Origin of the sequence: Neisseria sp. P0001.S007 (assembly GCF_051963655.1) — a bacterium.
In the GTDB taxonomy this organism is placed as follows: Bacteria; Pseudomonadota; Gammaproteobacteria; order Burkholderiales; family Neisseriaceae; genus Neisseria; species Neisseria subflava_A.
On record NZ_JBQCUB010000002.1, the window covers coordinates 117,941 to 135,440 of the forward strand.

General features: G+C 49.3%; 19 protein-coding genes and 1 tRNA gene. 8 read left to right on the top strand and 12 right to left on the bottom strand.

Going from position 1 to position 17,500, the window contains the following annotated elements; genetic code table 11:
• Nucleotides 1-39 precede the first annotated feature (39 nt).
• From pheS to ACTHRE_RS02965, 6 genes are all read right to left on the bottom strand, one after another.
• Nucleotides 40-1,029 (bottom strand): phenylalanine--tRNA ligase subunit alpha, encoded by a 990-nt coding sequence (gene pheS, locus ACTHRE_RS02940; RefSeq protein WP_003683075.1) that lies wholly within the window; start codon nt 1,027-1,029, stop codon nt 40-42.
• A gap of 248 nt (nt 1,030-1,277) precedes the next feature.
• Nucleotides 1,278-1,637 (bottom strand): 50S ribosomal protein L20, encoded by a 360-nt coding sequence (gene rplT / locus ACTHRE_RS02945; RefSeq protein WP_003675502.1) that lies wholly within the window; start codon nt 1,635-1,637, stop codon nt 1,278-1,280.
• A 12-nt stretch (nt 1,638-1,649) separates the two neighbouring features.
• Nucleotides 1,650-1,847: a 50S ribosomal protein L35 gene (gene rpmI, locus ACTHRE_RS02950; protein WP_003675505.1), complete on the bottom strand. Its 198-nt coding sequence runs from the start codon at nt 1,845-1,847 to the stop codon at nt 1,650-1,652.
• 142 nt (nt 1,848-1,989) lie between these two features.
• The gene (infC, locus tag ACTHRE_RS02955; protein WP_079453677.1) at nt 1,990-2,511 is read right to left on the bottom strand and encodes a translation initiation factor IF-3; all 522 of its coding nucleotides are present in this window, start codon (nt 2,509-2,511) and stop codon (nt 1,990-1,992) included.
• A 17-nt stretch (nt 2,512-2,528) separates the two neighbouring features.
• The gene (gene thrS / locus ACTHRE_RS02960) at nt 2,529-4,442 is read right to left on the bottom strand and encodes a threonine--tRNA ligase (protein WP_285070452.1); all 1,914 of its coding nucleotides are present in this window, start codon (nt 4,440-4,442) and stop codon (nt 2,529-2,531) included.
• Nucleotides 4,443-4,494: 52 nt separating this feature from the next.
• Nucleotides 4,495-4,571: transfer RNA gene (locus tag ACTHRE_RS02965), tRNA-Val, on the bottom strand.
• Nucleotides 4,572-4,808: 237 nt separating this feature from the next.
• Between ACTHRE_RS02965 and tgt the strand changes: the two genes are divergently transcribed.
• The 4 genes from tgt (at nt 4,809) to ACTHRE_RS02985 (ending at nt 8,235) form a co-directional block, all read left to right on the top strand.
• The gene (gene tgt / locus ACTHRE_RS02970) at nt 4,809-5,924 is read left to right on the top strand and encodes a tRNA guanosine(34) transglycosylase Tgt (protein WP_003745960.1); all 1,116 of its coding nucleotides are present in this window, start codon (nt 4,809-4,811) and stop codon (nt 5,922-5,924) included.
• Nucleotides 5,925-6,009: 85 nt separating this feature from the next.
• Nucleotides 6,010-7,020 carry a ferrochelatase gene (gene hemH, locus ACTHRE_RS02975; protein WP_377072237.1) on the top strand — a complete coding sequence of 337 codons (1,011 nt, stop codon included), beginning with the start codon at nt 6,010-6,012 and terminating at the stop codon, nt 7,018-7,020.
• A 120-nt stretch (nt 7,021-7,140) separates the two neighbouring features.
• Entirely contained in the window at nt 7,141-7,539 is a 399-nt protein-coding gene (locus ACTHRE_RS02980; protein WP_070814419.1) for a c-type cytochrome, read from the top strand.
• A 204-nt stretch (nt 7,540-7,743) separates the two neighbouring features.
• On the top strand, nt 7,744-8,235 hold the full coding sequence (locus ACTHRE_RS02985) for a disulfide bond formation protein B (protein WP_039864291.1): 492 nt from the start codon (nt 7,744-7,746) through the stop codon (nt 8,233-8,235).
• A 60-nt stretch (nt 8,236-8,295) separates the two neighbouring features.
• On the opposite strand, the gene ACTHRE_RS02990 is transcribed toward ACTHRE_RS02985, so the two are convergent.
• Nucleotides 8,296-9,024, bottom strand: coding sequence for a YebC/PmpR family DNA-binding transcriptional regulator (locus tag ACTHRE_RS02990; protein WP_300481257.1), 729 nt, complete (start codon nt 9,022-9,024; stop codon nt 8,296-8,298).
• Nucleotides 9,025-9,389: 365 nt separating this feature from the next.
• Here ACTHRE_RS02990 and ACTHRE_RS02995 point away from each other — a divergent pair, with 365 nt between their 5' ends.
• The gene (locus tag ACTHRE_RS02995) at nt 9,390-10,820 is read left to right on the top strand and encodes an alanine/glycine:cation symporter family protein (RefSeq protein ID WP_377072235.1); all 1,431 of its coding nucleotides are present in this window, start codon (nt 9,390-9,392) and stop codon (nt 10,818-10,820) included.
• Nucleotides 10,821-10,879: 59 nt separating this feature from the next.
• Here the strand turns inward: ACTHRE_RS02995 and trhA are convergent, their stop codons facing one another.
• A complete protein-coding gene (trhA, locus tag ACTHRE_RS03000; protein WP_003745948.1) occupies nt 10,880-11,506 on the bottom strand; it encodes a PAQR family membrane homeostasis protein TrhA in 627 nt (208 codons plus the stop codon).
• Between the two features lie 132 nt (nt 11,507-11,638).
• Here trhA and cysD point away from each other — a divergent pair, with 132 nt between their 5' ends.
• Together cysD and ACTHRE_RS03010 are read left to right on the top strand one after the other, a co-directional pair.
• Nucleotides 11,639-12,637 (top strand): sulfate adenylyltransferase subunit CysD, encoded by a 999-nt coding sequence (gene cysD, locus ACTHRE_RS03005; RefSeq protein WP_315038700.1) that lies wholly within the window; start codon nt 11,639-11,641, stop codon nt 12,635-12,637.
• Between the two features lie 232 nt (nt 12,638-12,869).
• Nucleotides 12,870-13,433: an RBBP9/YdeN family alpha/beta hydrolase gene (locus tag ACTHRE_RS03010; protein WP_296185374.1), complete on the top strand. Its 564-nt coding sequence runs from the start codon at nt 12,870-12,872 to the stop codon at nt 13,431-13,433.
• A gap of 133 nt (nt 13,434-13,566) precedes the next feature.
• On the opposite strand, the gene pyrC is transcribed toward ACTHRE_RS03010, so the two are convergent.
• From pyrC to ACTHRE_RS03025, 3 genes are all read right to left on the bottom strand, one after another.
• The gene (pyrC, locus tag ACTHRE_RS03015) at nt 13,567-14,601 is read right to left on the bottom strand and encodes a dihydroorotase (RefSeq protein ID WP_377072232.1); all 1,035 of its coding nucleotides are present in this window, start codon (nt 14,599-14,601) and stop codon (nt 13,567-13,569) included.
• Nucleotides 14,602-14,698: 97 nt separating this feature from the next.
• The gene (locus ACTHRE_RS03020) at nt 14,699-15,292 is read right to left on the bottom strand and encodes an NMCC_0638 family (lipo)protein (protein WP_377072230.1); all 594 of its coding nucleotides are present in this window, start codon (nt 15,290-15,292) and stop codon (nt 14,699-14,701) included.
• Nucleotides 15,293-15,304: 12 nt separating this feature from the next.
• Nucleotides 15,305-15,529: a sulfurtransferase TusA family protein gene (locus ACTHRE_RS03025; protein WP_003681929.1), complete on the bottom strand. Its 225-nt coding sequence runs from the start codon at nt 15,527-15,529 to the stop codon at nt 15,305-15,307.
• A 109-nt stretch (nt 15,530-15,638) separates the two neighbouring features.
• Here ACTHRE_RS03025 and ACTHRE_RS03030 point away from each other — a divergent pair, with 109 nt between their 5' ends.
• Nucleotides 15,639-16,250 carry a CNP1-like family protein gene (locus tag ACTHRE_RS03030; RefSeq protein ID WP_070461427.1) on the top strand — a complete coding sequence of 204 codons (612 nt, stop codon included), beginning with the start codon at nt 15,639-15,641 and terminating at the stop codon, nt 16,248-16,250.
• 63 nt (nt 16,251-16,313) lie between these two features.
• Here ACTHRE_RS03030 and ACTHRE_RS03035 read toward each other — a convergent pair whose 3' ends face one another.
• Nucleotides 16,314-17,429, bottom strand: a complete 1,116-nt coding sequence (locus ACTHRE_RS03035) for a porin (protein ID WP_440344819.1) — start codon at nt 17,427-17,429, stop codon at nt 16,314-16,316.
• Nucleotides 17,430-17,500: the final 71 nt, after the last annotated feature.

The window sequence follows — 17,500 nt, forward strand, 5'->3', positions numbered from 1 at the left end:
TCACTTTTTCAGACGGCCTATCAAAAGACCATCTGAAATTTATTTGAACTGCTTCAAGAAGTTCAAATCGTTATCGAAGAACAAGCGCAGGTCATTGACGTTGTAGCGTAACATGGCAAAGCGGTCGAGACCGATACCGAAAGCGAAACCGGTATATTTTTCAGGGTCGATATTCACATTTTTCAACACGTTAGGATGTACCATACCGCAGCCGCCGACTTCCAACCATTTACCGTTTTCGCCCATAATGTCGATTTCGGCAGAAGGCTCGGTGAACGGGAAGAAAGACGGACGGAAACGCACTTGCAGGTCATCGCGTTCAAAGAAGCGACGGATAAAGTCAGTGAACACTGCTTTCAAATCGGCAAAAGTGACACCCTCTTCCACCCACAAACCTTCGGCCTGATGAAACATAGGAGAGTGAGTGGCATCACTGTCCACGCGGTAAACGCGGCCGGGGGCAATAATGCGGATAGGCGGCTCTTTTTTGTCGAGCATATAGCGGATTTGAATAGGCGAAGTGTGTGTACGCAAAACGTCGCCGTTTTCAACATAGAAGGTATCTTGCATCGCACGCGCTGGGTGATTTGCAGGAATATTCAAGGCTTGGAAATTGTGGAAATCGTCTTCGATTTCAGGGCCGTCCGCCACTTCGAAACCCATACCGTGAAACAGCTCAACCACACGTTGCAAAGTCAAAGTAACTGGATGCAAACCTCCATGCTCTTGTGCACGGCCCGGCAAAGTAATATCCAAGGCTTCTGCAGCCAATTGGGCTTGCAGCTTGGCTTCATTCAGGGCATCGCGTTTGGCATTAAAGGCTGTCTGAAACTGATTTTTGCATTCGTTGATGTGCGCGCCTATGGTTTTACGCTCTTCAGGAGACATTTGACCCAAAGTTTTCAAAAGACCGGTCAATTCGCCGGTTTTACCAAGATAGCGTGCTTTAATTTGTTCTAAGGCATTGAAGTCTTGCGCGGCTTCAATAGCGGCAATACCTTCTGCAACGATACGGTTTACATTTTCCATAGTAGTTTATCGTCTGTTTGTTGATGGCAGGCCGTCTGAAACAACAAAGCCGTCTGTTGGATTTGATTTCAAACCCGTTCAGACGGCCCTTTGTCTTACTGCGGCCAATCCGTTTGATAAGAGAGGCTTATTTTATCGCAAATTAGTATAAAAAAATAGAGTTTAAAGAAAGAAAATCAACTACATAGGATTTCTTTAAGAAAAGAAAAAAGGAAGCACAAGCTTCCTTTTTAAATAATCTTATCGAATTAAGCAGCCAAAGCAGCTTTAGCTTTTTCAACCAATTGTGCAAATGCAGCTTTGTCGAATACAGCCAAATCAGCCAATACTTTACGGTCGATTTCGATAGCAGCGCGTTTCAGGCCGTTCATGAATTTGCTGTAAGACAGACCATTTTCACGAGCACCTGCGTTGATACGAACGATCCACAGTTGACGGAATTGACGTTTGCGTTGGCGACGGTCACGGTATGCGTATTGACCGGCTTTCATTACCGCTTGTTTGGCAACACGGTAAACGTTTTTACGACGACCGCGGTAGCCTTTGGCTAACGCGAAGACTTTTTGGTGACGAGCACGAGCGGTAACACCGCGTTTTACGCGTGGCATATTTTAAACTCCTTAAGCGTAGGGCAACATTTTAGCAACAGAAGCCAAATCGCGTGAATCCACCATAGCGGTGCCGCGCAATTGACGTTTAGTTTTAGTGGTTTTTTTGGTCAGGATGTGACTTTTGAACGCATGACCGCGTTTTACACCACCGTTACCCAGTACTTTAAAGCGTTTTTTCGCGCTAGACTTGGTTTTCATTTTAGGCATTGGAAAACTCCATTCGTTATTAGATAAGGTATAAGGGGTTTTGAAATAAATTTCAAACACTTGGAACCCAAAATACCACGGTTTTTGCCGCTAATTAAACCTTATTCCGAGCGGCAATCGAAATAAGCCTTGCATTATAGCTTTATTTTTTCTTAGGCGCAATCATCATCACCATTTGGCGGCCTTCCATTTTAGGGAAGGACTCGATTTGCGCCACTTCAGCCAACTCTTCTTTTACGCGTTCAAGCAGTTGGGCGCCCAATTGTTGGTGGGCCATCTCGCGACCGCGGAAACGCAATGTCACTTTGACTTTGTCACCATCGGCAAGGAAGCGGTTGATGTTGCGCATCTTGATTTGATAGTCGCCTTCATCAGTACCCGGACGGAATTTAATTTCCTTGATTTGTACCTGCTTTTGGTTTTTCTTAGCTTCGTCGCGCTTTTTGGCTTGTTGGTATTTGTATTTACCGTAATCCATCAGTTTGCATACGGGCGGTTTGGCAGTCGGGGAAATTTCTACCAAATCGACATCTTGCTCTTCGGCCATAGCCAAAGCTTCACGAACTGAAACGACACCAAGCTGATCGCCTGACTCACTGATTAATCGCACTTCTTTGGCGGTAATTTCACCATTGATTCGTGCTTCGCGTTCTTGAGCGATGATGAATACTCCTATAAAAATTAATGATTGACGAGGGCGTCAGTGATTTCTTGCTGCAATTGTGCAATAAAATCATCTACATTCAAAGAACCCAAGTCTTCTGCTTTGCGGCGTACCGCAACTTTGTTTTCTTGTTTCTCTTTATCGCCGACAACGATTTGATAAGGGAAACGGTATTGGCTGTTGTCACGGATTTTGTAACCGATTTTTTCGTTACGCAAATCCAATTCGACACGGAAGCCTGCTGCCTGTAACTTGGCAGCCACTTCGCGACAATAATCTGCTTGGTTCTCGGTGATATTCATAATCACCATTTGAACCGGCGCAAGCCACAATGGGAATGAGCCTGCATGGTTTTCAATCAAAATACCGATGAAGCGCTCCAATGAACCCAAAATAGCACGGTGCAACATTACAGGACGCGCACGGTCGTTGTTTTCTGTTACATATTCTGCATTCAAGCGTTCTGGCAATACAAAGTCCAACTGCAGGGTACCGCACTGCCAAGAGCGACCCAAGGCATCTTTAACATGGTATTCAATCTTAGGACCATAGAATGCGCCCTCGCCAGGCAGCTCTTCCCACTCTACGCCGCAAGCGGTCAATGCATCACGCAGACCTTGTTCGGCTTTATCCCAAACTTCATCAGAACCTGCACGTTGTTCAGGGCGGAGGGACAGCTTCACAGCAACATCATGGAAGCCGAATTGTTTGTAAATGCGAACCAGCAATTCATTGAATGCGCGTGCTTCATCAACGATTTGATCTTCAGTACAGAAAATATGCGCATCATCTTGCACAAAACCGCGAACACGCATCAGACCATGCAATGCACCGCTTGGTTCATTGCGGTGGCAAGAACCGAACTCGGCCAAACGCATTGGCAAATCGCGATATGAGCGCAAACCGTTATTGAAAATTTGCACATGACCCGGACAGTTCATCGGTTTAACCGCGTATTCGCGTTTTTCAGAACTGGTCACGAACATATTGTCTTTATAGTTTTCCCAGTGGCCGGATTTTTCCCAGAAGGTTTTATCCATAATCTGAGGCGTTTTCACCTCTTTATAACCGGCAGCATTCAGCTCTTTGCGCATATGCTGCTCAATCACTTGCCACAAAGCCCAGCCTTTAGGATGCCAGAACACCATACCCGGCGCTTCATCTTGCAGGTGGAACAAATCCAATTGTTTACCCAGCTTACGGTGGTCGCGTTTTTCTGCTTCCTCGATGCGTTGGATATAGGCTTTCAATTCGTCTTTACTCGCCCAAGCCGTACCGTAAACACGTTGCAACATTTCATTATTGCTGTCGCCGCGCCAGTATGCGCCTGCCAGTTTGGTCAGCTTAAAGTTTTTCAAGAAACGGGTATTGGGAACGTGAGGACCCCGGCACATATCGACGTATTCTTGATGATGATACATACCCATTGCTTCTACTTCAGGCATGTCTTCAATCAGACGCAATTTGTATTCTTCGCCGCGATCTTGGAAAATTTTGATGGTTTCTGCACGGGGCGTCATCACTTTAATGACGTCATAGTCTTGTGCAATCAACTCTTTCATGCGCGCTTCGATAGCGGCCACATCATCAGGCGTAAATGGTTTTTCAGTTGCGATATCATAATAAAACCCGTCTTCAATAACCGGGCCGATAACCATTTTGGCATCAGGGTAGAGCTGCTTGACCGCATGACCGACCAAGTGCGCGCAGGAGTGGCGGATAATTTCCACGCCCTCTTTGTCTTTAGGCGTAATGATTTGAACATGAGCATCTTCGGTAATCGGATCGCAAGCATCCACCAATTTACCGTTAACCTTGCCCGCTACCGTTGCCTTTGCCAAACCTGCACCGATAGACGCTGCAATTTGCGCCACGGTAACGGGTGATTCATATTGGCGGACCGAACCGTCCGGCAAGGTAATGTTCAACATCAGAAAGCTCCAAAACATTAAAAAATAACGGCATAAAGCCGTTATGGAAATTTGGTAGGCACAATTGGACTCGAACCAACGACCCCCACCATGTCAAGGTGGTGCTCTAACCAACTGAGCTATGTGCCTTCATCTAAGTCGCTTATTGTAACGAAGCGTGTTCCCTTTTGCAAGCATCTGTAAATACTTTTCAGACGGCCTGAATATTTTTGTTTGATTTATACCTCATTTTTTATTTCCTCCGTCATTCAGGCCGTCTGAAGCATTGTTTTGACAAAGATAAAATCCAGCCGTCAACCAACGAAAAATCCTTTATAATCTGCCCTTTCATTTCGCACACACGCGAACGTCCAATCTATTATTACTATGCTCAAATTTACCTTACACAAAAAAGACGGTCATGCCCGACGCGGCACTTTGGAACTGAACCACGGCAAAATTGAAACGCCGGTATTTATGCCGGTCGGTACTTACGGTTCGGTCAAAGCGATGAACCCGCAAAACCTGCATGACATCAAAGCACAAATCATCTTAGGCAACACTTACCATCTATGGCTGCGCCCCGGTTTGGAAGTCATCGAACAATTCGGCGGCCTGCACGAATTTATCGGTTGGGATAAGCCGATTTTGACCGACTCGGGCGGTTTCCAAGTATTTTCGTTGTCCGATATGCGCAAGCTGACTGAAGAAGGCTGTACATTCCAAAGCCCGATCAATGGCGACAAACTGTTCCTCTCGCCCGAAGTGTCGATGAAAATCCAAACCGTATTGAATTCCGACATTGTGATGCAGTTGGACGAATGCACCCCTGGCGAAGCAACGCACAGCCAAGCGCAAAAATCGCTGCAAATGAGCCTGCGCTGGGCGGAACGAAGCAAAAAGGCTTTTGAAGACCTGAAAAACCCGAATGCGCTGTTTGGCATTGTACAAGGCGCGATGTATGAAGATTTGCGCGAAGAATCGCTGAAAGGCTTGGAAGAACTCGACTTCCCCGGCTTGGCCATCGGCGGCTTGTCCGTTGGCGAACCCAAGCCCGAAATGTACCGCATGTTGCGCGCTGTCGGCCCTATCCTGCCGGAACACAAACCTCATTATTTGATGGGCGTCGGCACTCCTGAAGATTTGGTATACGGCGTAGCACACGGCGTGGATATGTTCGACTGCGTTATGCCTACCCGCAATGCGCGTAACGGCTGGCTGTTTACCCGTTTTGGCGATTTGAAAATCAAAAACGCCAAACACAAACTCGACAAGCGTCCGATTGACGAAAGCTGCACCTGCTACGCCTGTCAGAATTTCAGCCGCTCCTACCTGCACCATCTACACCGTGTCGGCGAAATCTTGGGCGCACAGCTCAACACCATCCACAATCTGCACTTCTACCAGGTCATCATGGCCGAAATGCGCGAAGCCATCGAACAAGGCAAATTTGCCGATTGGCAGGCGCAATTCCATGAAAACCGCGCCCGCGGTGTGGATTAATCCTTTTAAAGGCCGTCTGAAATCAGGTTTTAATTCAAACTGCTTTTCAGACGGCCTCAATATTCTTAATTAATAAAGCAAAATCATGTCCCGTTTCCATACCGAACCTCCCTTAGCCTACACCGCACAAAACCGTACCGCCATCCTGCTGCTCAACCTCGGCACGCCTGACTCGCCCACTGCTGCCGCAGTCAAGCCTTACTTGAAAGAATTCCTGTCCGATCAACGCGTTGTCGAACTGCCCAAGCTCCTATGGCAACCGATATTGCGCGGCTTGGTATTGACTTTTCGCCCGAAAAAAAGCGCGCATGCCTATGAAAAAGTTTGGTTTAAAGAAGGTTCGCCGCTTGAGGTTTACACACACCGCCAAGCAGAAGCCCTGGCCAAACATTTGCCTGATGTCACCGTCCGTCATGCCATGACTTACGGCAACCCAAGCGTTGCCGATGTTTTGGCGGAACTCAAAGCCCAAGGCGTGGGCAAATTGCTGGTCATTCCTCTCTATCCGCAATATGCCGGCTCTTCTACTGGCGCGGCTTTGGACAAAGTGTTTCAAGAGTTATTGCTGCAACGCAACCAAATGAGCGTCCGCACCGTCTCCCGTTATTACGACGATGCCGCCTATATTCAAGCCATGAAGCAGCATATTGAAGCCTATTGGGCCCAAAACGGACGCGGTGAAAAACTGATGTTGAGCTTCCACGGCATTCCGCAAAAGCATCACGACGACGGAGACCCCTATCCTGACGAGTGCCACCATACTGCCAAGCTGTTGGCACAGGCATTAGGCTTGTCCGAACAAGAATACATCGTTTCTTTCCAAAGCCAGTTTGGTAAATCCCAATGGGTCAAGCCCAGCACGCAAGCCCTGTTTGATCAGCTGCCAAAACAAGGCACGACCAAACTCGACGTATTCTGCCCCGGCTTCTTGGCCGACTGCCTCGAAACCATGGAAGAAATCGCCATTATGGGACGCGAACAATTCTACGCCGCAGGAGGCAAAGAATACCGTTACATCCCATGCCTCAACGATTCCGCTGACTGGATTGCCGCACTTGCACAATTAAGTCGGGCCAATCTGCAAGGCTGGATTTGACCTAAACCAAAGGCCGTCTGAAAAATTCACTTTCAGACGGCCTTTAGCGTTATCATCAAGCTATTAAAACGCAAACCAAGCGTGTGGCCATCAAAAACACTACTCAAAAAGGAACACATCATGACTGCACTCCGCCCTATCCTGCTCCTTCTGACCGCACTCAGCATCCCAACCGCTTTTGCCGCTGATGCCGCGCTGATGAACAAAGGACAAAAAATTTACGAAACCAACTGCGCCGCCTGCCACGGTAAAAAAGGCGAAGGCCGGGGTGCCATGTTCCCGCCTTTATTCCAGTCCGACTATATCAATAAAAAACCGCAAGTGCTGTTGCAAAGCATGACCAAAGGCATCAACGGCCCAATTAAAGTAAACGGCAAATCCTACAACGGCTTTATGCCTGCTACCGCCATCAATGATGCCGATGTTGCCGCCGTTGCCACTTACATCATGAACGCCTTCAACAATGGCGGCGGTACGATTACTGAAGCAGATGTCAAAAAATCTCACGGGAAAAAATAAAACGTCTCTCCCCTAAAGGCCGTCTGAATATTTCAGACGGCCTTTTCGATATGGAACACATTTTTGTTTCCATATTTATGGTTACGCAACATCAACAAACATACGCAAAAAACCGTCAAACCAAAAAAGCATATGCGTTTTGTGTTAAAGTAAACATTATTGATCGGCTGTTTTGCGTCCAGGCCGTCTGAAAGGTTTTCTGTTATGAACTTTTTCCGCAAGACTGTTTTATTTTTAGTCGTCCTCTCCATATTTGCCGCCTGCGGCTCCTTTATTTCACAATACGTTTTGGGTATGAACCCGTGCGTATTGTGCATCCTGCAACGCTTGTGCGTATTGGCTGTCGGGCTGTTGGCCATTGTTACGGCATTCAGTTCTCAATCTTCCAAATTTGCCCGCTCGCTCTCGGCATTGTTGATTGCCGCTCCGGCCGTTTACGGAGCAGGTGTCGCCGCCTATCAAATTTGGCTGCAAAGCCTGCCGCCCGGCACCGCCCCTTCTTGCGGCGCACCTTGGACTTTCCGCCTACGCGACTGGCCTTTGTTCGATTGGTTTGAACCCATCGTTCGCGGCTTTGGCAACTGCGCCGAGCCGGACTATCTATTCGGCGTTGCCCTGCCGGTATGGAGTATTTTGTATTTCAGCTTCGTGGTATTGCTGCTGCTTTGGGCTTGGTTGAAAACCAGAAAAATCTGATTGGTTTCGATATAAAAAGGCCGTCTGAAATTTCAGACGGCCTTTTGTTCTTTAAACTGTTTAGTCCAGATTCAACACGGCAGAAGTGTAAACGTCTTGTACGTCATCCAAATCTTCCAATGCGTCAATCAGTTTTTGCATTTTAACCGCATCTTCGCCGCTTAACTCGGTTTCGTTTTGGGCGCGCATGGTAACGTCGCCGTCAACAGATTTGTAACCTGCCGCTTCCAAAGCCGATTTCACACCGGCCCAGTCGTTCGGCGCGGTAACCACTTCGATGGAACCGTCGTCGTTGGTGATGACGTCTTCCGCACCGGCTTCCAAAGCCGCTTCCATCAGCGCATCTTCGTCAACGCCCGGTTCAAACACCAAATAGCCTTGATGAACGAAGTTGAACGCTACGCAACCGTCGGTACCCAAGTTACCGCCGTTTTTAGTGAACGCATGGCGCACATCGGCAACGGTACGGGTTTTGTTGTCGGTCAGACAGTCCACCATCAAAGCCGCGCCGCCAATGCCGTAGCCTTCGTAACGCAACTCGATGTATTCCACGCCTTCCAGATTGCCCGTACCTTTGTCGATGGCACGTTGCACGTTGTCTTTAGGCATATTGTTTTCAGCGGCTTTTTCCAAAGCCAGGCGCAGGCGCGGATTTGCGCCGGGATCGCCGCCACCCATGCGGGCAGCAACGGTAATTTCTTTAATCAGACGGGTGAAGATTTTGCCGCGTTTGGCATCTTGTCGGGCTTTTTTGTGTTGGATATTTGCCCACTTACTATGGCCTGCCATATTGATTCCTTTCGTTTTTTCACGCGTTGAGGCGGAATTTGCTTCATTTGTAAGGCGTGCATTTTATCATAAGTTGCCTTTAGCCAAAATATTCAGACGGCCCAAACATTTGCAAAAACAGGCCGTCTGAAAACAAAAAAACCTTTTTTAAATAAAGAAGCACATTTGCGGCAAACCTTTGTCAGTTTTTCGTTTTAATTCACGAAGGTTTACGGTATGATGACAAAATCGGTCAAAATTGTTAACAACTTAACCGGTATCGAATGGCAAAACGGCCTGCTCGCCGATATTGCCAACTGCGAAAAATGAGTGGGAGTAGTTACCCGTATCATTTTATTTTTATTGTTTTTATTAAAGGTTTTATTATGGAAGAAATATTGTCTGCTCTGGTGGGTGCAGTCAATCAGGTTCTTTGGGACTACCTGCTGATTTATGCCTTAATCGGTATCGGCCTGTTCTTTACCCTGTACTTGGGCGCGCCGCAAGTGACCAAATTGGGGACGGGTTTCAAATCCGTTTTCGGCGGCTTGTTCAGCAAAAAAGACAAAGACCATGAAGGCAAATCCCTGTCTCAATTTCAAGCGCTTGCCGTAGCGATTTCTGCGCAAATCGGTACCGGTAACGTTGCCGGTGTCGCCACTGCGATTACTGCCGGTGGCCCGGGTGCCATCTTTTGGATGTGGTTGTCTGCTATTTTGGGCATGTCCACCATTTTTGCAGAAGCCGTTTTGGCGCAAAAATACCGCGTGGTCAGCCACGGAAAATACATCGGCGGCCCTGCGTTTTACATCACGCACGGCCTGACCCCGAAAATCGGCCGTGGCGCGGCGCGTTTCCTGTCCGGCTTTTTCTCCATCGCCTTGATTATCGCGCTGGGTTTCATCGGCAACGCAACCCAATCCAATTCCATCGCCTCGGCCATGAATTTGGCTTTCGATATTCCTCCGATGGCTGTCGGCATTGCTTTGGCGGTATTCGCCGGCCTGATCATCATCGGCGGTATCAACCGCATTGCCGGTATCGCGCAATTTGTCGTGCCGTTTATGGCGGTGATTTACATCTTGTGTGCCGTAATTATTTTGTTCAAATTCTCCGACCACATCATCCCGATGTTCCACAGCATCTTTGTCGCCGCCTTCAATCCTGAAGCGGTATTGGGTGGTGCGGCCGGTATCGGCATGCGCGAGGCCGTCCGCTTTGGTGTGGCACGCGGCCTGTTTTCCAATGAAGCCGGTATGGGTTCAACCCCGCACGCTCATGCGACCGCCAACGTCAAACACCCTGTACAACAAGGTATGGCCGCGTTTATCGGTATTTTTATCGATACACTGATGGTTTGCACGGCAACCGCGCTGATTATCCTGCTGACCGATGCCAACCTTTCCGGCGAAACCGGCGCGGCGGTTACCCAACTGGCTTTTAACAAAGCCTTCCCGGGTTTTGGTTCGCAACTGCTCGCCGTCTGTCTGACCTTCTTCGCCTTTACCACCATCATCGGCTGGTACTACTTCGGCGAATCCAATATCCGCTTCCTGTTCCGCGGCAAACACTTGGGCATCTACCGCGCACTGGTTTTGGTGGCCATCGTATTAGGTACCTTGGGCAAAGTGGATTTGGTTTGGAGTATGTCCGATATGTTCAACGGCTTTATGGTCTTACCGAACTTAATCGCCCTCTTCCTGCTGCGTAAGGAAATCCGTGCGGTTTACGACGATTATCTGGCGCAAACCAAAGCCGGCAAAGAGCTGACCTACAACTACGAATTCCACGAATTCCACGACAAAAACCCTGATTAACGACAAACAAAAACCTCTCAGTCAAACTGAGAGGTTTTTTTATTTCAGGCCGTCTGAAACTACAACACATAAAAATAAATGCTGATAAATTGCGTCAAACTGCCTGCCAAGACAAACAAGTGCCAGATACCGTGGCCGTGGCGGATTTTCGTATCGTTGATAAACCAATAAATCCCCACGCTGTACAATACGCCGCCCAACACCAGCCAAAATAATCCACCGGCCGAAAGCGACTGTATCAGCGGCCATACCGCCACCACAATCAACCAGCCCATCAACACATAAATCACCATCGACAGCAGCCGCTTCTCGCTTTTGCGCCCGATCGTCAGCTCCTGAACAATGCCCAGCAAAGCCAACCCCCACGACACGCCGAAAAGCGACCAGCCCCAGCCACCGTGAAGGGTAATCAGCGTAAACGGCGTATAGCTGCCTGCAATCAAAAGATAAATCATACAATGATCGACCTTTTGCAAAATCGCCTTGGCCTTCGGCTGCGGAATACTGTGGTATAAGGTTGAGCCCAAATACAAAAGCAGCAGGCAGATTCCGTAAGTCAGTGCACCGGCAATCCGATAGCCGTCCGCCGATTCCACCGCTTTCACCAGCATCAGCACCAAGGCCGCCACTGCCAACAAGAAACCGGCCAAATGGCTGTACGCATTAAATCTCTCGCCGTGATACATAAACCATTCTCATTTATAAAAGACCAAAGTGTACGCCAAGACAGGCGCTTCGTCAGAGAAATCGGTTTAAAAATAAGTTAAAGCGCAAAGGCCGTCTGAAAAACACGGCCTTGCAATATAACAAAAACATCTTTGCAACAAACAAACCATTCTTTCCCTTTTTCAGACGGCCTCACTAAAGTATCGACTGTCGCCAAGGTTGCAAAGAGAGAAAAAATGTCCATCCAAAACCACCACCTCGACTGGCTCGAGGCCGAATCCATCTACATTATCCGCGAAGTGATTGCCAATGCCCAAAATCCGGCCTTGCTGTTTTCCGGCGGTAAAGACTCCGTCGTATTGCTGGCGCTGGCTGTCAAAGCCTTCCAAATCGAAGGCCGCCCGCTGAAGTTGCCGTTCAAACTCCTGCACGTCGATACCGGCCACAACTACCCCGAAGTCATCCGGTTCCGCGACGACACAGTCGCGCGTACCGGCGTACAACTTGTGGTCGGCAGCGTAGAAGAATCCATCCGCAAAGGCAGCGTCGTCTTGCGCCGCGAAACCGATTCGCGCAACGCCGCCCAAGCCGTTACACTGGTTGAAACCATCGAAGAACAAGGCTTTGATGCGCTGATGGGCGGCGCGCGCCGCGATGAAGAAAAAGCGCGTGCCAAAGAACGCATCTTCTCTTTCCGCGACGAGTTCGGCCAATGGGATCCTAAAAACCAACGTCCTGAATTATGGTCGCTCTACAATACACGCCTGTTCCAAGGCGAAAACATGCGCGTGTTCCCGATTTCCAACTGGACGGAATTGGACATCTGGCAATACATCGCACGCGAAAAACTCGCCCTGCCGCCGATTTATTACACCCACAAACGCGAAGTTGTCGAACGAAACGGCCTGCTCGTTCCCGTTACCCCGTTGACCCCAAAACGCGAAGGAGAAGTTGCCCAAATCCGCGATGTCCGTTTCCGCACCGTCGGCGATATTTCCTGCACCTGCCCGGTTGCCAGTACTGCCGCCACGCCCGAAGACATCATTGCCGAAACCGCCGCCGCAACCATTTCCGAACGCAGCGCCACGCGCATGGACGACCGCGTATCGGAAGCGGCAATGGAAGAGCGCAAAAAGCAAGGCTATTTCTAAACCGTTTTTTCAGACGGCCCCTATATATTTCAAACCCGAACAACACGGCAACGCCATCCGCCCCTGCCGTGTTGTTTGCTTTACTATTCTTGCAAATATCATTTAACAACAAAAGCTTAATCAACCATCCTTACCAAACGGCAAACAATAAAACATAAACAAACATGGTATAATAAACGCTTATAGGCAGAGATTTAGACAAAAGTCTCAGGCCGTCTGAAGGAGGAAAAACATGAATCGACGCGTTTATATCGTACATGGCTTTGAAGGCAATCCGCACGGCAACTGGTTTGACTGGCTTTGCGCCCAAGTCAAAAGCACCGGCGCACAAGCAATCTCCCTCGCCATGCCCAATCCCGACAAACCAAGCACGACCGCGTGGCAGTTTACCCTTGACCAGCACATCGGCAAGCCCGATGCCCATACCTTCCTAGTCGGCCACAGCCTCGGTTGCATTACCCTCCTTCACTTCCTCAGCCGACAACAGCCGCAAAAAATCGGCGGTCTGCTGCTTGCCGCGGGTTTTGCCGATACGCTGCCGCCCCTGCCTGCGCTTGATGCCTACATTAAAGCAGCGTCCCCTGATTTCGACATCCTGCGCAAAATCGACATGCCCAAACACTGCCTGGTTTCCGACAACGACACCCATGTTCCGCCCGAACTGACTTTGGACATGGCAGCTAAACTCAAAAGCCCTGTTACCCATATTCCCGAAGGCGGCCATTTAATGGCTTCGGACGGCTTTACCCAGCTGCCGCAGGCTTGGGAAGTGCTGAAACCCATGTTGACTGAATAAACACACACTCTAATCCGGTTTTCAGACGGCCTAGTGTGCTTCCCCTCTCCATAACAGGCCGTCTGAACGACAATAAAAAACAACCTGCCCTTTCAAGCAGGTTGTTTCTTTTTATGCCTCATTGACGGCAAATTTAATATTGCACCGTCCATTCGATCTCGCCGCCGGCCCTCATCGGTACAAGCTCGCCATCGCCGTAAGGTACGCTGGCAGGAACGGTTTGCGTTTGTTTGAGCAATGTGATGGTATCGGAATTTTCAGGCAGGCCGTAGAAACGCGGGCCGTTTTTAGAAGCAAAGGCTTCCAGTTTGTCCAACGCGCCTGCTTTCTCAAACACTTCGGCATAAAGCTCAATGGCAGTCATCGCGCTGAACATACCGGCGCAACCGCAAGCATTTTCTTTGGCAGTTTTGGCATGTGGCGCAGAGTCCGTGCCGAGGAAGAATTTGTGCGCCTTATCGCCGGTAACGGCAGCAACCAAAGCCTGACGGTGGGTTTCACGTTTAAGTACAGGCAGGCAGAAATGATGAGGGCGCACGCCGCCGACCAAAAGGTCGTTGCGGTTGAGCAGCAAGTGTTGCGGCGTCACGGACGCGGCCACATTATCGCCTGCTTCCAATACCAGTCGGGCTGCTTCGGCAGTAGTGATGTGTTCAAACACGACTTTAAGATTCGGCACTTGTGCCAAAACCGGCTTCATCACGCGCTCGATAAAGGCAGCCTCGCGGTCGAAAATATCGATTTCAGGATCGGTGACTTCGCCGTGAACCAAGAACAAAATGCCCTGTTTCGCCATTTCTTCCAACACAGGAATCAGCTGAAACAAGTCGGTCACGCCGGAATCAGAATTGGTGGTCGCGCCTGCCGGATAAAGTTTGAAAGCCACAATACCGGTAGCCTTAGCTTCACGCACGAGTTCGGGAGTGGCATTGTCGGTCAAATAAAGCGTCATCAACGGCTGGAAGGTGCTGCCTTCTGGCAGGGCGGCCATAATGCGCGCTTTGTATGCTTGGGCATCGGCAACGCTGACGACAGGCGGCTTCAGGTTGGGCATGATAACCGCGCGGCCCATTTGTCGAGCGGTGTACGGAGCAACGGCTTTGAGCGCGTCGCCGTCGCGCAGGTGTAAGTGCATATCGTCGGGGCGGATGATGGTCAGGGTTTGCATAGCTTACTTTCGAGTGGTTTGGTTTGATAATATTTCAGACGGCCTTTATTCGGCGGTAACGGTTTCTATTAATTTGATGTTTCAATTGTCAACCGGCCTAAGGCAAAACGGCGGCCTTATTGTCGTAAGAATGATGGGTCAAATAAAAAACAGCCTGTACCGGAAAATGCTCGGACGACGTTGTTTTGACAGTCAACAAGGTTTCTTTCGGACTGCCGGACGCGCGCCATGCGTAGGAAATCTGACGCATAGGCAACGGGGCTTTCGACAAATTATCGGCACGCAACTCAGCGTTCAAACCTTGCGGCGGATTTTCTGCCAAAGCCAAAAATTGTTTAAAAATCAGATGGTCGTCGGCTTTAGCCGTGCGTACACTACAACTGTCTTCAGTCAGGCTCAAATAATAATCTGCGCCGTTTTCCGTTTTCTTCCAAATGCTTAATGCCTCCAAATCCATCATTCCGGCAGGCAAATCGGCAATATCTTTTTTCGACAATAAAACCAGTTTATTAGCATTGGCAAACTCGCCGACAAGGGCGGCATCGCCGTCTGCGGCCACGCAGCTTTGGCGGAACAAGTCGGTTACATTTTGGGCATAATCGACAGCGTTCTGCGGCGAAACGCCTTCATTGCCGCATGCACTCAGGCAGACAGCCAATACGGCGGCAGACAACGCAACGGCTTTAGACATTTCAGACGGCCTTTATTTGTGCTTCAACACCAGCTTGAACACGCCGTCGGCTTCGCTCGATTCCAACAAAACATGTCCGGTCTGACGGCAAAACGCTTCAAAATCGCCGGGCGCGCCGCCATCGGTGGCCAATACGGTCAGCACTTCACCTTCCTGCATTTGCGCCAAAGCTTTTTTGGCACGCAAAATCGGCAGCGGGCATTTCAAACCGATGACATCCAGAGTTTGTGTATTCATGATAAAAACTCGTCATATTAATCAGAATTAACGTCAATTATACCGCACTTACTTGCACCCCACCCTGCAAGCCCATAAAATAAAGCCATTTTTCACTTTGGAGCTGTCTATGCGCCGTTTTGCCCTTCTCGCTCTCAGCCTTGCCGCGACTCAAGCATTTGCTTTGGGTTTCAGCCAAAAGGATACGCTGACCAACACGCGTTATCAGGAAAGCCCTGAAGAAGTTGCCGCACGCGAATTTAAAGAACACAAAGCCGAGTTGCCACCCCTGCCCGATACCCAATCGGGCGATTGGTTCAACCTCTACGTTAACGAAACCTACGGCAAGCAGCCCAAAATCCTGCTCAGCAGCCTGCAAATCATGCCTGCGCCTGACAACAGCATCCGCTACGTCTTGAACGTGCGCTCCGACAAAGGCTACGACAACCTCTCCGTCGAAGGCCTCTATTGCGCCCGTACGTCCTTTACTTACAGCAACGACAAGCGTTCGTCTTACAAAGTATTCGCTTACGGCGACACAGTAAACCACCGCTGGATCGAGCCGCGTAAAGGCGATTGGAAGCTGATCGGCAATGCGTTCAGCCGCAACGACGCCCTACACACCGCACTGTATCAGGCATTCTGTATCGACGGCATGCCGACAACGGTCGAAGGCTTGGTACAACGTTTGAAAGAACGCGGCGGCCGTCACGGTACAACGCTGACCAACCACGACAAATAAACCGCTTTAATCAAGAAAAAGGCCGTCTGAAATTTTTCAGACGGCCTTATCTTTCAAGACGACTTAGAATTTGTGATACAGGCCCACAGAAGCGGCTTTTTGTTCAACGCCGCCTTTGTTGGCTGCAGTCAGACGGGTTTTGTTGCCGACTTTCAGATACGCCAGTTGGGCAACTACGCCGGTGCGTTTGCTGAAGGTGTATTGGCCGCCGACAACGACTTGGTCGAATTTATCCACCAATTTTTCGCCACTGTTCACGCCCTTGGCAGGCCAGCCGTGCGCGTAAGTAATGCGTGGGGTGACATTGCCCAATTTGTAGCCGACAGTTACCGCTGCATCAACTACTTTCACGGCTTCAGATTTGCCTGAATCGACAGTAATGTCACTACCCTTGTACTCATTAAAACCATCGGTGAAATAACCTAAATATTCGTTGCCTGTCTCATGGCCTTTGGCATAGTGTACGCCGCCGCCGACAAAGAGATTGTCTTTATCATAATAAGTTTCGACTTTGGCGATTTGCGCCGCTTTGACTTTGCCTGATTTGTCGGTGTACGCGCCATTGTAGTGGCCGTAAGCCGCATTGGCGGTAAAGCCGTTTTTAGAGAAGCTCACGCCGCCGGTGTATTGGTCTTTGGCCGGTTTGCTGTGCGTGTATTTGTCTGAAGGATTGCGGTTGTCGCGCGGTGCGTAAGACACGTTGAATTTGAATCCGCCGAAATCCGGGCTGTCGTAGCGTACAGCGGCGTTGCGGTTGCCGGTACGGGTAAAGATGCCCAAGCCTGCGGCATTGGTTTTGTACATCCATGGATCGATGGTATCCATTTCGTTCAGCATATTGCTGAGTTTACCGGCGCGAATCTTACCGAATTTACCTTGCAAACCGATGAAGGAATCACGAGTGGCAAAACCTTGGGAACCGCCCGTGATTGCTGTTTTTTGTTCAACTTGCCAAATGGCTTTCAAATTGCCGCCCAAGTTCTCGCTGCCTTTGAAACCGATACGGGAAGTATTGTCATTGATGCTGGTTGCGGTAGAGCTGGTTTCAGAACCTGCATCACCTTTGATTTTTACTTGACCGACGGTCATGCTGCTTTTGATTTGACCATACAGAATCACTTCTGCAGAGGCAGCCAGTGGCAAACCGGCAATAACCAAAGCGATAATCGATTTTTTCATTATTCTCTCCAAAACAAAGTTAAAATCTCGTGAAAACACGTTTGGCAATATTAATGTTTTCCAACGCTACA